The sequence below is a fragment of the Flavobacterium salmonis genome, assembly GCF_903819435.1.
Classification (GTDB): Bacteria; Bacteroidota; Bacteroidia; order Flavobacteriales; family Flavobacteriaceae; genus Flavobacterium; species Flavobacterium chungangense.
In genome coordinates, this window is sequence record NZ_CAIJDP010000074.1 from 32,122 (window position 1) to 45,059 (window position 12,938).

Consider the following 12,938-nt stretch of genomic DNA (forward strand, 5'->3'; position numbering starts at 1 on the left):
TGCGTATCCTATTTGACTATATAAATTTTGGTATATAAATAATCAAGCCTATTGCTATTGCTGTCATTGCGGCAAAAAATACTGCTCCTGCAGCAATATCTTTAATAAATCCGATTCGTTTGCTGTAATCAGGATGAATGAAATCGGCAATTTTTTCAACTGCGGTATTCAATCCTTCAACACTTAAAACCAAACCTATGGCTAATGTTTGACATAGCCATTCGGTTTGTGAAATATGAAAATAGAACCCGGCAATAGTCATTATGATTCCCAATGAAAATTGGACCATAATGCTATGTTCTGTTCTTATAAGTTTAACAGCTCCGTTAAAAGCATAGGTCATGCTTTTTAACCTGCCTGTTACAAAAGTATTGTCTTTTTGAAATTCCATTTACTGGTATTATAGTGCAGCTAAAGCCGCTTCGTAATTTGGTTCGTTTGCAATTTCAGCAACTTGTTCTGTGTGAAGAACTTTTCCGTCAGCATCCACTACAATGATTGCTCTTGAATGTAAACCTGCTAATGGTCCGTCAACAATTTCTAAACCGTTTGCTTTACCAAAATCTCCTGCCTGAAAATCTGACAAGTTAACTACATTTTCTAAACCTTCAGCTCCACAAAAACGTTTTTGTGCGAATGGTAAATCTCTTGAAATACACAAAACGTTTGTGTTTTCTAAACTGCTTGCACTTTCGTTGAATTTTCTAACAGAAGTTGCACAAGTTCCTGTATCGATACTTGGGAAGATATTTAAAACTAATTTTTTACCAGCAAAATTGCTTAAAGATGCAACTGATAGATCGTTTTGTACTAAACTGAAGTCAGCTAATTGTGAACCAACTGCCGGCAATTCGCCTGATGTATGAACCGGATTTCCTCCTAATGTGATAGATGCCATGATTTTTGTTTAAAATTAATGAGGTTCAAAAGTAAGGATTAATATTTTAATGTAAAAGTATTTGTTGTTGCTAGTAAGAACAATTAGGGGAGTCTTAAGACAATCAATTGTCTTTGAATTTATCATTACGAGCAGCGAAGCAATCTCATGCAGAGTAAATCCATTTTTGCGTCATGCGAGTGTGGTTGCGCGTTTTCTTGCAATGGCTATGCATGTGATTACTTTTGTGAATACTTAAAAGGTTTTATTAGCCGTTTATCGCGAGAGGGATGGGAGCAAGCTACCGAAGTAGCGCGGACAGCCCGACAGCATCCCGATAAGAGGGCAGGTATGCGTAAAGAAAGGCAGCCCTCTTGTAGGGATGCTGTCTCGCCCAAAGTATATTTTAAGATATAAAAAAAGCGTCTCCAAATAGAAACGCTTTCTCCGTCATGTTTTGCTTTTTCTTTGAAAAGGAGCTCGATTATTTATCAATAGAACCTAAAACGCGTTTCATGAACGTATTTAAAGCTTCTTTTTTGTCGGTTCCCTGAGCTACTAATTTTTGAACTTCAAGGGCACCATACATATTTGAAATCAATTCACCGATTACGTCTAATTCTTCGTCTTTAAGAGAAGAGATTTCCGTCATGGCTTCCAGAACTTCGATTGTTTCTATGATATAGTCCTGATCGTTTTCTTCGATAAATTGCGTTAAATGCTTGATTACGGGTAATTTCATTTTATTGATTGTTAGATTGTTGGATGATTGGATTTTTAGATAAAGATTCGAAAAATCTAACAGTCTAAAAATCTAAAATCTATTTAGGCAATTGCGTTTACAAGATCGATTAAAACTTCTTGTTTATTAGTCTGCGTTTCGCCAACTAATTGTCCGTTTACGAAAGTGGCGAAAGTAGGCAGGTTGCTTACGTTTGCTAATTTTCTTGATTCAGGAGCATTTTCTGCATCAACCAAAACAAAAGTGATAGCTTCATTTTCTGTTGCTAATTTTTTGAATTTTGGTTTCATAATACGGCAGTTTCCACACCATGATGCTGAATATTGCACTACTACTTTTTCGTTTTTAGCAACTAAATCTGCTAACGTATCTTCGTTTAAGTCGATTAACATAGTTTTTTGAAATTTCAATTTCAATTTCAATTTCAAAAATCAATTTTTTAAGGGATTGATATTTGAGTTTAAATTGAAATTATTGTTTGTTTTTGAAGAGAATTTTTGAATTTCAATGGCAAAGTCAGAATTGAATATTGAAATTGCCATTGAAATTGTTATTGCAAATTAGTTTGCGCTTAAGTATTCAGCAGTACTAACTCTGTCAGCAGACATTGCTTCTTTACCAGCTTCCCAGTTTGCAGGGCAAACTTCACCTTTAGTCTGGATGTGCGTGTAAGCGTCAACCATTCTTAAGTATTCGTTTACGTTACGTCCTAATGGCATATCGTTTACGCTTTCGTGGAAGATTTTTCCAGTTTCGTCAATTAGATAAGTAGCTCTGTAAGTTACGTTTGAACCTTCGATGATAACTGAATCAGTATCTTCGCTGTAGCTTGTAGATTCGATGTCAAGAATACCTAAAATGTTAGCTAAGTTACGGTTAGTATCTGCTAAGATTGGGTAAGTAACACCTTCGATTCCACCATTGTTTTTTGGAGTGTTTAACCACGCAAAGTGTACTTCGTTTGTGTCGCAAGAAGCTCCGATTACGATAGTATTTCTTTTTTCGAATTCTGGCAATGCAGCTTGAAAGGCGTGTAATTCAGTTGGACATACAAAAGTAAAATCTTTTGGATACCAGAATAATAGTACTTTTTTGTTGTTGTTTACTGCTTCTTCAAAGATGTTGATTTTTAAGTTATCACCCATTTCTGAGATAGCATCTACTGCAATACTCGGGAATTTTTTTCCTACTAAAGACATATTTTTCGTTTTAAAATTAAAATTTATTTCTGGTGCAAAAGTAGGGTATAAGTACAGTGTCTTACAATAAGATGTGATTATAAAAATTTATAAGTTGATAGTTTTTGGTTATATAAATGTTTAACTTATTGAATATCAATATTTACTGGTAAAATGCCATTAAAACTATTTTTTTCTAAAAATTGAATTCCAGCTGTTTTTTGAAACTCTTCAAAGTCCTGATACGCCTGAATTAACCCTGAAGCCTTTTTAAGATTCGGAATTAAGGGCAAAACATAGGGGTTTCCGAAGACATAAATGATACATTTTTTAGTTTGAAGCAAGCCTGAAAGTAAGCTGAAAACAGTATCATCTATTTCAAATTTATTTGCAGGTTTTGCTTTCGGAACAAATAATGAAATTAGAATAGTATCGAAATTTTGAAGTTTTTTTTCAATTTTTGAGATATCCGATGTTTCTAAATTTTCAAAAGCAAATTCCGGAGAAGGTAATTTTGTATTTAAGGTTTTAAAGAATGTGTTTTCAGTGTTTTTATATAAACTCAGTTTGGCTAATCTATTGTTTTTTTGTGCTTCAAACGCTAATTCTGAAATTCCGTTATCAATGATTTTGGTGATTGCGTTTTGTGCGATTTGGAGATTTAATTGTGAAGTATTTTCGAAATTCAATTCACCAGAAGCAAAAGTTTCATTCGAAAACAATCCTACTTTTTCTTTTGCTTTTCTAATTCTTTCATAGCTTTCAAAAATACGGTCCGGCGAAGCATTTTTGAAGATCGCTTCAATTCCTTCCGGAACATTTTCTGCGAAACATAAAATATCATTTCCAGCGTTGAAGGCTTCCCATTCTAATTGACCTTTGGTTTCATATAATTTAGAAACGCTGTGCATATTTAAAGCATCAGAAATTACTAAACCGTCATAACCTAATTTCTCACGCAAAAGATCCTGAATAATCGGTTTTGATAAAGTTCCCGAAGTATCTTTTCCATCATTTAAACTAGGAACAGCCAAATGTCCAATCATGATGGAGTCGACATTGTTTTCGATTCCTTTTATGAAAGGATATAATTCGTTTTCCAGTAATTCTTCAAGAGTTTCTTTTAAAACTGGTAATCCCAAGTGTGAATCCACGTTAGTATTTCCGTGCCCGGGAAAGTGTTTTAGACAGCCTAAAATACCAACTTCAGACATCCCTTTTAAATATTCAACAGCAAAATTGGCTACTTTTTCTTTGTTTTCACCAAAAGAACGATACCCAATAACAGGATTGTTCGGATTGTTATTGATGTCTGCCAAAGGAGATAAATTATAATGTATTCCGGCAGCTTTTAAATCCAATCCGATTTGTTTTCCAACTTCGTAAACCAGATTCGATTTATTTTCAGGCAAAGCGCCAAGCGTAATCGCATACGGATATTGCGGTGTTTTTTCAATACGCATAGCCAAACCCCATTCGGCATCGATGCTTATTAACAGCGGAGTTGAAGCTGCTTTTTGGTAACGAACTATTAATGCTTTGATTTTTTCGTAGCTGTCATCGTTGAAAACAATTTTCTGTTTGCTTTCGTAATTCGTTGCAGCGCTTGCACGACTGTGGAAAAAGGTCAGTCCGCCAATATTATAGTCTCTTATAAGGTGTTCTGTTTCCTGAATATTTTTTTCGGTATCGTTGATAAAAACGGCTGGAAAGAAAAATTGTCCTATTCTTTGTCGTAATGCTTCGGCTGTCATTTTCATTATTATAAAGTCTTTTTCATGCAGACACTATTATCCATTTTGTCGTAAGGCGGATAATTGGGTATTATGGTATAATTTAATTTTTGATATAAGTTGATGGCTTCGGGCTGGTTTTTTCCGGTTTCGAGAATGGTATAGGTATAACCGACTTCTTTTGCCCAAATTTCCAATGCTGCCAAAATAGCAGATGCAATCCCTTTTTTTCTGTGATCAGGATGAACGTACATTCTTTTGATTTCGGTCTTGTCACTTTCTTTTTCGCGGAAAGCGCCACAGCCAAGCGGAATTCCGTCCTCATAATACACGATTGTGTGTTTTATTTTATCGGTTTTATTATACTGATTATAAAAAGCATGATCTTCGCCATCTCTAATTGCTAAATCCTGATCTAATAAAGCAACCAGATTTATAAAATCGATATCGTCTGAGTTGGTTCGTTTTAATCTATTCATGATATGCTTTTGATTTTATTATCAAACTGATAGATACAATTTTATTTTACTCGTACATTTCAGGTTTTACAATATATTCGGTTACGTATTCTCCATTTTTGTCTGAATAGTAATAATTTAAGGTAACTTTATTGTCTCTAAACAACTTCATCCCCGGATTTGTTTTTACGTTTTGTAAAATTCCCGGGAAAATATATTTTTTTAAGGTATCTATTTTCACATCAGCTTTTTCGATTCCAACTAAAACATAATTATACTGAATTGTTTTGTTTGGTAAAGCAACCACATTTTTCAATGTAGTATATTCATCAATATTCACCGGACAAGTTTTATTAAACTCATTAGCAAATTCAGCAAGTTGCTTGTCAATTGATGGTTTAAATAAAGATTGTTTAACAAAAAACATTATAGCAAATCCGATTATAAATCCGATGAAAGTTTTAATGTCAAATTTTCTTTTTGTTTTTTTTGCTTTTAAATCTTCAACTTCAGGTTTTAAATTATCGTTATCTGTTATCGGTAACTGGAAACCACAAACTGAGCAATATTTTGAATTTATGTCGTTTTCTGCTTGACAATTTGAACATTTTTTCTTCATAACTTTTATTTCAACTTTGCTTTCTTCTGTTTATCCAATTGCTTTTTGGTTTCAATTGCTTTTTCGAGTCGGTTTTTGAAGCGAAAGAGTTTTGGTAGCCCTTCCAAGCGGTCTTCGATCGTGATTTCTTCGTACACAATAATTGCTTTTTCTAAAACCCGAATTTCATTGTCCAGATCGAGTTGGTTTTTGTAAATTGTAGCCAATCGATCATAAGGATGATTTCCTTTAAAACCTTCGGTAACATTTTCTTCATAAAGCTCAATTGCTTTGTCAAGATTTCCGGATTTTTCGAACTCACTTCCTTTCAGATTGCGTTCGGCCTGCAAATTTTCATTGATTTCCATAGGTAAAAGTTTGATTTGGGGTTAAACTTCTTCTGATTTTTTTCCGAAATCTTTCGGGAAAATTAAAAAACGTGATAAAATAAGACCTGGTATTGTTGCTATCAAAACCCAGATAAAGAAATTTTGATAACCTAAATATTGTTGAATATAGCCGCTTAACATTCCCGGCAGCATCATTCCCATAGCCATAAAACCGGTTGCCAGTGCATAATGTGCTGTTTTTGATTCTCCTTCAGCCACATGAATCAGGTACATCATAAATCCTGTAAACCCAAAACCATATCCAAACTGTTCTAAAATTACAACAAGGCAAGTGTAGAGATTAAGGTTGGAATTTATTTCGAAAAAATATAAGTTTATGTGAAGGTGAAAAAGTTCTTCAGGTTGAAAATGAGCTAATCCAATAAATCCAAGGATAGGCAGGTGCATTGCCAGAAACATAGGAAACATCCATTTGGTAAGGCCATGTTTAGAAATTGCAATGCCACCTAAAATGCCACCAATCGTTAAGGCCAGAATTCCTAAAGTTCCATAAATAATACCTACAGCCTCAGTGTCCAGAGCCATACCGCCCAATTCTTTCTTGTCTAACAAGAATGGACTTAACATTTTTAGTAATTGCGATTCACCTAATCTGAAAACCAGAATAAATGCCAATACCAATCCGATTTGTTTTTTCTTAAAAAAAGTCACAAATACAGTACCGAAGCTTAAATGGTGGTCTTTATTATTTTCAACAACATTTATTTCGGTTTTTGGTGTAAAAACGAAATTATAAAGTGTAATAAATGTCATTAACAAACCTACTGCAATCATGGTGTATGACCAAGCTTTGGTATTATCACCATATTTATGCTCCAGATAACCTGCAAACAAAACGATTAAACCATTTCCTGAAAGCATTGCAAGCCTGTAAAAAGTACTTCTGATGCCGAGGAAAAAAGATTGCTGTTCTTTTCGCAATGCCAATAAATAAAAACCATCGCTGGCAATATCATTCGAAGCCGAAGCAAAAGCTGCAACCCAAAATATCGCCAAAGTCATGATGAAAAATCCACTAGTCGGAATTGTAAAACCGACAAGCAAAAACGCGATTGAAATCAGCAGTTGCATCGATAAAAACCATTTTCTTTTGGTTCCGTTCAATTCAATAAAAGGACTCCAAAGCGGTTTTATAACCCATGGCAAATACAATAAACTGGTATAAACACCAATATCTTCATTTGAAATTCCTAAATTTTTGTACATTATTACCGAAACCGAAATGATGACGGCATAAGGAAGTCCAGATGCAAAATTAAGAAGCGGAATCCAAAACCAAGGTGTGTTATCTGTTTTCATCAGGTTGTGCAGGGGAATAGATTTTAAATGTCTTTTTTAAGTCGATAATAGTTGGTGTACTTTCGTTTGCAAAATAGTCAATAAATGTCACAGCACAAGCTTTATACTGATTCATTTTTTCGGCTGGAACCGAAAATGAAATTGTTCCTGTGTTTTGGCATACCACTACCTTATCAACGATTTGTCTGGCATCATTAATGTCTATTTTCGAAATATGTTCTGCTCCGTACACCACCATGTATCTCACTTTTGTATTATAAGGATATTTGACATTGAACGAATAACGCAGGCTGTCTTTTCCGTACTCATTTACAATTGGTGTATCAATAATAACACGTTTTAAATTTGGAACTGCCGATGGAAGAGCCGGATACTGGTATTGGTTTTCTTCTAAATGGCGAACAATATCAAAGTTTTTATCCATGAACCATTTCGCACTGAAATAAGCACTTCCGCTTACGTTTTTGAAACTTCTCAAATAATCAATCTGATTCGGGATTTCTGACATGAAATTCCAGCTTTTATCACTGTCACCTCTAATCTTATAGGATGCGTGACCAATGTAAATAGCCGTATTGTTTGAATTCTCAGACCACCATTTTACTAGTTTCGAGTAATTGGCAACGCGATTATTCATACTCCAATATAATTGTGGAAGGATGTAATCAATCCATTTCTGATCCATCCATAAAACCGGATCGGCATATAAATCGTCATAATTTGAAGTTGATTGTGTCTCGGAACCTTTTGGGTCTACCGATTTATTTCGCCAAACCCCAAACGGACTAATTCCAAACTGAACCCAAGGTTTACTTGCTTTTATAGTCGTAGAAATCGTGTGCACAAAATTGCTCACATTGGCGCGACGCCAATCCGCAAGGGATAAACCATTTCCGTATTTTTTGTATGATGCGTTGTCGTTAAAAACTTTACCGGGAACGGCATACGGATAAAAATAATCATCAAAGTGAATCGCATCGATATCGTATTTATCCACCACTTCTTTCACCACTTTTGTCAAATGTGACTGAACTTCAGGCAAAGCCGGATCGTAATATAATTTTCCTCCGTATTCAATCATCCATTCCGGATGTTTGAAAATATCGTGAGTTGGGCTTAATTGCTGTTTGTTTAAATCGAAAGTAGCGCGGTATGGGTTCATCCAGGCATGAAATTCAAAACCTCTTTCGTGTGCTTCCTCAATCATCCAGGCCAAAGCATCGTAATACGGGTTGGGAGCCTGACCTTCTTTTCCGGTTAAAAAACGCGACCACGGAGCCAGTTCCGTTGGGTAAAAAGCATCACCAACACTTCTAATCTGAACGATTACGGCATTGTAATTCAGTTTTTTATACGCTTCTAAAATCTCGATATAGTCTGCTTTTTCTTTTTCAACGCCGTCAATTGCTGTTTTTGGCCAGTCAATATTTACGACAGTTGCAATCCAGACACCTCTAAATTCATTTTTAGGATGTTTGGTTTTTTCCTGCGAATTGACGTTCCATCCAAAGAAAAGTAAATATATGATAGAGAATATTAGGTGCTGATTTTTATGCATTTCAATCTTTTTTTAACAGAAATCAAAAATAGTTTTTTTAACGGACTATCGTAAATAATTCAGAAATTATAATTTAAACGCTATTTATTTGGTTTTCATGTAATTGTTTTCGCTTTTTGTAAGATTAGTTTTGTGCCTGAACTTGATTATAAATTTTTGAAGCAGAAAGATTAGGTATTTTCAGCAAGCATCGTCCCGCTTTCCGTTGCAATCTTTTGTGCCGAACCCCGGCACAAAAGGATTTCCACTTCAATCGGGGCTAGAGAGAAACATTTTACTTTTTAAGAACATTCCAAAAATACTAACCCAAGGTTTAGTATTAATCCGGAAAAGAAATTTTACCCATTGTTACAGAAGGAATTCCCTTGTTGGTGCCAAAATTATAATTTCCGCCGGCAACCGTTTCATTGGCTAATACAGCAAATAAAACCGCTTCTTTGGCATCGCTTAAAATGCCCAGATCATCGCTTTTTTGAAATTCGCAAGGCAATAATTCTTTTAACCATTTCACCAGTAACGGATTGTTTGTGCCGCCTCCCGACATATATACTTTGAATTTTAAAATTGATGTTCCGGTGTTTTTTACCACAAACTGAATCGCTTCGGCAATGGTTTCTGCGCTTAGGCGTGTTAAAGTTGCCAGCAAATCTGGTGCCGAAATGTTTTCGAGTTTGGTTTTTGAAAGGGCAGAATCGACAAAACTTTTATTGAATAGTTCCTGCCCAATGGTTTTTGGAAAACTCTTCGTGAAGAAAGCATTATTTTTTAGTTCGGATAAAAGAGTTTGATTTACGGTTCCGCTTTGGGCAATTTCGGCCTCTTTATCGTAGCTTTTTTCAGGGAAAAACTGTTTGGTGAAAATGTCTATTAGGGTATTGGCCGTTCCGGTATCGGTTACAAAAACTTCCTCGGCGTTAAGGGAAGCAGGCAAATAGGTGAAATTCGCGATTCCGCCCATGTTGAGCATGATTCGGTTTTCGCTTTTTTTGCTGAACAACAAATAATCACCATAAACCGCCAAAGGAGCACCTTCGCCACCCGCTGCAACATGCTTTTGCCTGAAATCGGAGAGTGTGATAATTCCGGTTTTTACCGCAATATGATCGCCGTCGCCAATTTGTAAAGTCGCGTTTGGGAATTTTTCCTGCTGATGCAAAAACTTTGGCGCATGCAAAACCGTTTGTCCGTGTGAAGCAATCAAATCGACTTCGTTTGCCGGAATATTCCATTTTTGAAGGCAATTGTTGACCATTCCGGCGTGCAAAAGACCAATCCATTCGTTCAGTAAAGCCAAATGCTGAAAATCGATTGTTTTTTTAGCAAAAACTTTACGGATTTCGGTTTTAATATCTTCTGAGTAAGGGATAGTTTCAAATTCGAGAATGGTAACATTTGTATTTTCGCCTGCTCCCGAAATTTCACACAAAGCAATATCAAGCCCGTCAAGCGAAGTTCCGGACATCAATCCCAATATTTTTCGGGTTTCTTTTTGGGCAATATTATAGAGAGCGGTTATGTTTTTGTTCATTTGAAATGAGTTTTAAAATCAGCGGTGTATCGGTAACGCTAAAATCAGATTATTTTGGATATAAAGTTATCCTTTTTAGTCAATTTTTGGTTGAAATATCAAATTTTAAACATTCAAATTGGTGTTGGAAATCTGAAAAAATAATGAGCAAAACTTATTTCCTTTTCTATTATATTTGCTCATAATCAATTTAAAAAATAAACCATGATTGTTATTTTAGGACTTATTATTTTTCTTCTTATTGTTGGAATTGCTATCTATAATTCGCTTATCGCAAAAAGAAATCAGGCAAGCAATGCTTTCTCAGCTATTGATGTTATGCTGAAAAAACGTTTTGACCTGATTCCAAATCTTGTTGAAGTAATAAAACAATACGCCAATTACGAACAAGGTACTTTAACCAAAATAGCTGAGCTTCGCGCCAAATCAACTTCTGGAACTTTAAAAGACAGCGAAAAAGCGAGTTTAGATACCGAATTAAGCAGTGCTGTAAAAGGCTTGATGGTAACGGTCGAAAATTACCCGGATTTAAAAGCTAATACGAATTTCTTAAATCTGCAAACTACCTGGACAGAAAGCGAAGAACAAATTGCCGCTGCAAGAAGAACTTATAACGCTATAGTAACTGATTACAATAATACAATTATGATGTTTCCGGGCAATATATTTGCAGGAATACTGGGTTTTACCAAAACAGATGTACTGGCAACACCTGAAGAGGAACGTAAAAATATTAGTGCAAAAGAGCTTTTTAATAATTAATGGACTCAGAAATTAATCACAGTGCAGGCTTTCAGGAAGCTCTGAATACATTAGAAATTGACCGAAAAATAATATCCAAAAACCGTAAATTATCCAATATCATAACTGGTTTTGCCTTTATAACCGTAGTGATATGGCTGATAATTAAATTTCATATTTTAGTATTTTTAGGTTTTTTTTTCGTTTACGGAATTATTCGTTCTGTCATACGCATTAAAATAGAAAATGATACACAAAGATACAAGGTTGACTATAAAACGAATGTTGTAATACCTGCACTAAAAAATCTCAAAGAAAGTTTAGCTTTCACGCCTCAAAGTGGAATTTCAGATGATGAATTTATAAGTTCTGAACTTTTTATCACCAAACCGGATCGTTATAACACCCAGGACTTAATAACCGGAACTGCTGATAAAACTTCTTTTTATTTTGCAGAAGTTCATGCCGAGTTTAAAATAGAAAGCGAAAACAAAAAACGCACAAAATGGTTTGACATTTTTAAGGGGATTATTTTTATTGCTGATTTCAATAAGAACTTTAGCACTTCGACAGTTGTACGCCCAAAAAGTCCTAAAGATGAAATTAATTCATGGTTTTCCAAAAACATTTTTAGTTTTGGGGATAGTGATAAAGTGCAATTAGAGAATACAGAATTTGACAGCAAATTTGTAACATATTCCAAAAACCAAATTGAAGCAAGATATATTCTGACACCTGCCATGATGGAGAGAATCGTAGCTTTAAACAGTAAATGTGACAAGACAATTTCAATTTCGTTCATACATTCTAAAATGTATATTGCCTTTCCGTTGTCTCACAATTACTTTGAAGCACCTATTCATAAAACACTTTTAGCTCCTGATTTGCTTACTGATGATCTTTCAATTGTTCAGTTTATGCAGGATATTGTTCATGAACTGGATTTGAATACGAGGATTTGGGGGAAGGAGTAGAACATTTTTGAAAGTGATATTTTTAAAAACCGTTTAATAGATTTGAATTTATTAAGGGGTTTTCACAACTCTGTTACTCGACTGCATCAGAGTACCAGAATATGGATATTCGAATTAAATGAAATATATACAAAATGAAAATATTTTTGTAATAATTGGCGGAATTATATTTTGCATTTTCTTAATTTGTTGGATTAGAAAGGCAGATATAAAAGAATCTAAAAAGTTAGAACAAGAAGATTTAGAAATGAATTCAATTACTAAAATGCGTAGTTGGAGAGTTTACATTATTGCAGGAATTGGAATTATTATTATGATGTTTGAAGTTTTGAAACGGCTATATCAAATGATATTTACCTTATGATTGAAAAAATCCTGAAAGACTACATTAAGTTTATAAGAAGCTTTGAAGCTTTATTAAAAGATAAATACCAGCAAGACATAAATCCGTGTTTGTTTTCTCATACTTTTTTTAAAAGAATAGACTCAATTGACGGAATTGAATATCATTTTCACGGAAGTGGATGCACTGCCAAAAAAGATGGTGTTATTTACGAGTACGATATTATAATAAACCAAATTAAATTTTCACAATGGAAATTCTCAGAGTTTATTAGAACACATCCCGAATATCAAAATTTAAATTATAGTCCTGATTTTGTTGAATATGAATTGTATCAGCTTATTGAGAAAGGAATTTTAGAGTGGGATATTATAGAAGGTATTCCTTTTGGATGTGTTTTTAAATTTTATCGGGTTGTTGAAGAATCTTTTTTTGATTAAATCAATCCCAACTAGCCCTCGTTTATCAACAAGTAGGTGCTCGATTGTATCGAGTACCT

At 34.5% G+C, this 12,938-nt stretch carries 16 protein-coding genes; 4 read left to right on the forward strand and 12 right to left on the reverse strand.

Annotation, left to right across the window (positions count from 1 at the left end; genetic code table 11):
- Positions 1 to 16 precede the first annotated feature (16 nt).
- The 12 genes from FLACHUCJ7_RS14610 to FLACHUCJ7_RS14665 form a co-directional block, all read right to left on the reverse strand.
- On the reverse strand, positions 17 to 391 hold the full coding sequence (locus tag FLACHUCJ7_RS14610; RefSeq protein ID WP_078227745.1) for a diacylglycerol kinase: 375 nt from the start codon (positions 389 to 391) through the stop codon (positions 17 to 19).
- 9 nt (positions 392 to 400) lie between these two features.
- The gene (gene tpx, locus FLACHUCJ7_RS14615; protein WP_180909396.1) at positions 401 to 898 is read right to left on the reverse strand and encodes a thiol peroxidase; all 498 of its coding nucleotides are present in this window, start codon (positions 896 to 898) and stop codon (positions 401 to 403) included.
- 463 nt (positions 899 to 1,361) lie between these two features.
- Entirely contained in the window at positions 1,362 to 1,619 is a 258-nt protein-coding gene (locus FLACHUCJ7_RS14620) for a DUF6952 family protein (protein ID WP_035684509.1), read from the reverse strand.
- Positions 1,620 to 1,702: 83 nt separating this feature from the next.
- A complete protein-coding gene (locus FLACHUCJ7_RS14625; RefSeq protein ID WP_031453681.1) occupies positions 1,703 to 2,011 on the reverse strand; it encodes a thioredoxin family protein in 309 nt (102 codons plus the stop codon).
- 168 nt (positions 2,012 to 2,179) lie between these two features.
- On the reverse strand, positions 2,180 to 2,818 hold the full coding sequence (locus FLACHUCJ7_RS14630; RefSeq protein ID WP_053471125.1) for a peroxiredoxin: 639 nt from the start codon (positions 2,816 to 2,818) through the stop codon (positions 2,180 to 2,182).
- Between the two features lie 125 nt (positions 2,819 to 2,943).
- A complete protein-coding gene (locus tag FLACHUCJ7_RS14635) occupies positions 2,944 to 4,557 on the reverse strand; it encodes a glycoside hydrolase family 3 protein (RefSeq protein ID WP_180909397.1) in 1,614 nt (537 codons plus the stop codon).
- Positions 4,558 to 4,559: 2 nt separating this feature from the next.
- The gene (locus tag FLACHUCJ7_RS14640; protein ID WP_180909398.1) at positions 4,560 to 5,009 is read right to left on the reverse strand and encodes a GNAT family N-acetyltransferase; all 450 of its coding nucleotides are present in this window, start codon (positions 5,007 to 5,009) and stop codon (positions 4,560 to 4,562) included.
- 46 nt (positions 5,010 to 5,055) lie between these two features.
- Complete coding sequence (locus FLACHUCJ7_RS14645; RefSeq protein WP_180909399.1) at positions 5,056 to 5,607, reverse strand: zinc ribbon domain-containing protein; 552 nt, start codon at positions 5,605 to 5,607, stop codon at positions 5,056 to 5,058.
- A gap of 5 nt (positions 5,608 to 5,612) precedes the next feature.
- Positions 5,613 to 5,954, reverse strand: coding sequence for a hypothetical protein (locus tag FLACHUCJ7_RS14650; RefSeq protein ID WP_180909400.1), 342 nt, complete (start codon positions 5,952 to 5,954; stop codon positions 5,613 to 5,615).
- Positions 5,955 to 5,975: 21 nt separating this feature from the next.
- Complete coding sequence (locus FLACHUCJ7_RS14655; protein WP_180909401.1) at positions 5,976 to 7,295, reverse strand: MFS transporter; 1,320 nt, start codon at positions 7,293 to 7,295, stop codon at positions 5,976 to 5,978.
- Positions 7,282 to 8,853, reverse strand: coding sequence for a glycoside hydrolase family 10 protein (locus FLACHUCJ7_RS14660; protein ID WP_180909402.1), 1,572 nt, complete (start codon positions 8,851 to 8,853; stop codon positions 7,282 to 7,284). Before FLACHUCJ7_RS14660 ends, FLACHUCJ7_RS14655 begins: the two co-directional genes overlap by 14 nt.
- Before the next feature lie 319 nt (positions 8,854 to 9,172).
- Positions 9,173 to 10,381 carry an anhydro-N-acetylmuramic acid kinase gene (locus FLACHUCJ7_RS14665; protein ID WP_180909403.1) on the reverse strand — a complete coding sequence of 403 codons (1,209 nt, stop codon included), beginning with the start codon at positions 10,379 to 10,381 and terminating at the stop codon, positions 9,173 to 9,175.
- 204 nt (positions 10,382 to 10,585) lie between these two features.
- Between FLACHUCJ7_RS14665 and FLACHUCJ7_RS14670 the strand changes: the two genes are divergently transcribed.
- The 4 genes from FLACHUCJ7_RS14670 to FLACHUCJ7_RS14685 all read left to right on the forward strand — a co-directional run bounded on the left by FLACHUCJ7_RS14670 (position 10,586) and on the right by FLACHUCJ7_RS14685 (position 12,879).
- Positions 10,586 to 11,143, forward strand: coding sequence for a LemA family protein (locus FLACHUCJ7_RS14670; protein ID WP_180909404.1), 558 nt, complete (start codon positions 10,586 to 10,588; stop codon positions 11,141 to 11,143).
- On the forward strand, positions 11,143 to 12,096 hold the full coding sequence (locus tag FLACHUCJ7_RS14675; protein ID WP_180909405.1) for a DUF3137 domain-containing protein: 954 nt from the start codon (positions 11,143 to 11,145) through the stop codon (positions 12,094 to 12,096). Before FLACHUCJ7_RS14670 ends, FLACHUCJ7_RS14675 begins: the two co-directional genes overlap by 1 nt.
- Before the next feature lie 118 nt (positions 12,097 to 12,214).
- A complete protein-coding gene (locus tag FLACHUCJ7_RS14680; protein WP_031453691.1) occupies positions 12,215 to 12,460 on the forward strand; it encodes a hypothetical protein in 246 nt (81 codons plus the stop codon).
- A complete protein-coding gene (locus FLACHUCJ7_RS14685) occupies positions 12,457 to 12,879 on the forward strand; it encodes a DUF6896 domain-containing protein (protein WP_180909406.1) in 423 nt (140 codons plus the stop codon). The genes FLACHUCJ7_RS14680 and FLACHUCJ7_RS14685 overlap by 4 nt, the downstream gene beginning before the upstream one ends.
- The last annotated feature ends 59 nt before the right edge of the window (positions 12,880 to 12,938 follow it).

Coding starts and splice junctions, on each gene's coding strand:
- FLACHUCJ7_RS14675 (WP_180909405.1), top strand. CDS start 11,143: ATGGACTCAGAAATTAATCACAGTGCAGGCTTTCAGGAAGCTCTGAAT.
- FLACHUCJ7_RS14650 (WP_180909400.1), bottom strand. CDS start 5,954: ATGGAAATCAATGAAAATTTGCAGGCCGAACGCAATCTGAAAGGAAGT.
- FLACHUCJ7_RS14685 (WP_180909406.1), top strand. CDS start 12,457: ATGATTGAAAAAATCCTGAAAGACTACATTAAGTTTATAAGAAGCTTT.
- FLACHUCJ7_RS14645 (WP_180909399.1), bottom strand. CDS start 5,607: ATGAAGAAAAAATGTTCAAATTGTCAAGCAGAAAACGACATAAATTCA.
- tpx (WP_180909396.1), bottom strand. CDS start 898: ATGGCATCTATCACATTAGGAGGAAATCCGGTTCATACATCAGGCGAA.
- FLACHUCJ7_RS14630 (WP_053471125.1), bottom strand. CDS start 2,818: ATGTCTTTAGTAGGAAAAAAATTCCCGAGTATTGCAGTAGATGCTATC.
- FLACHUCJ7_RS14680 (WP_031453691.1), top strand. CDS start 12,215: ATGAAATATATACAAAATGAAAATATTTTTGTAATAATTGGCGGAATT.
- FLACHUCJ7_RS14665 (WP_180909403.1), bottom strand. CDS start 10,381: ATGAACAAAAACATAACCGCTCTCTATAATATTGCCCAAAAAGAAACC.
- FLACHUCJ7_RS14635 (WP_180909397.1), bottom strand. CDS start 4,557: ATGAAAATGACAGCCGAAGCATTACGACAAAGAATAGGACAATTTTTC.
- FLACHUCJ7_RS14610 (WP_078227745.1), bottom strand. CDS start 391: ATGGAATTTCAAAAAGACAATACTTTTGTAACAGGCAGGTTAAAAAGC.
- FLACHUCJ7_RS14660 (WP_180909402.1), bottom strand. CDS start 8,853: ATGCATAAAAATCAGCACCTAATATTCTCTATCATATATTTACTTTTC.
- FLACHUCJ7_RS14620 (WP_035684509.1), bottom strand. CDS start 1,619: ATGAAATTACCCGTAATCAAGCATTTAACGCAATTTATCGAAGAAAAC.
- FLACHUCJ7_RS14655 (WP_180909401.1), bottom strand. CDS start 7,295: ATGAAAACAGATAACACACCTTGGTTTTGGATTCCGCTTCTTAATTTT.
- FLACHUCJ7_RS14670 (WP_180909404.1), top strand. CDS start 10,586: ATGATTGTTATTTTAGGACTTATTATTTTTCTTCTTATTGTTGGAATT.
- FLACHUCJ7_RS14640 (WP_180909398.1), bottom strand. CDS start 5,009: ATGAATAGATTAAAACGAACCAACTCAGACGATATCGATTTTATAAAT.
- FLACHUCJ7_RS14625 (WP_031453681.1), bottom strand. CDS start 2,011: ATGTTAATCGACTTAAACGAAGATACGTTAGCAGATTTAGTTGCTAAA.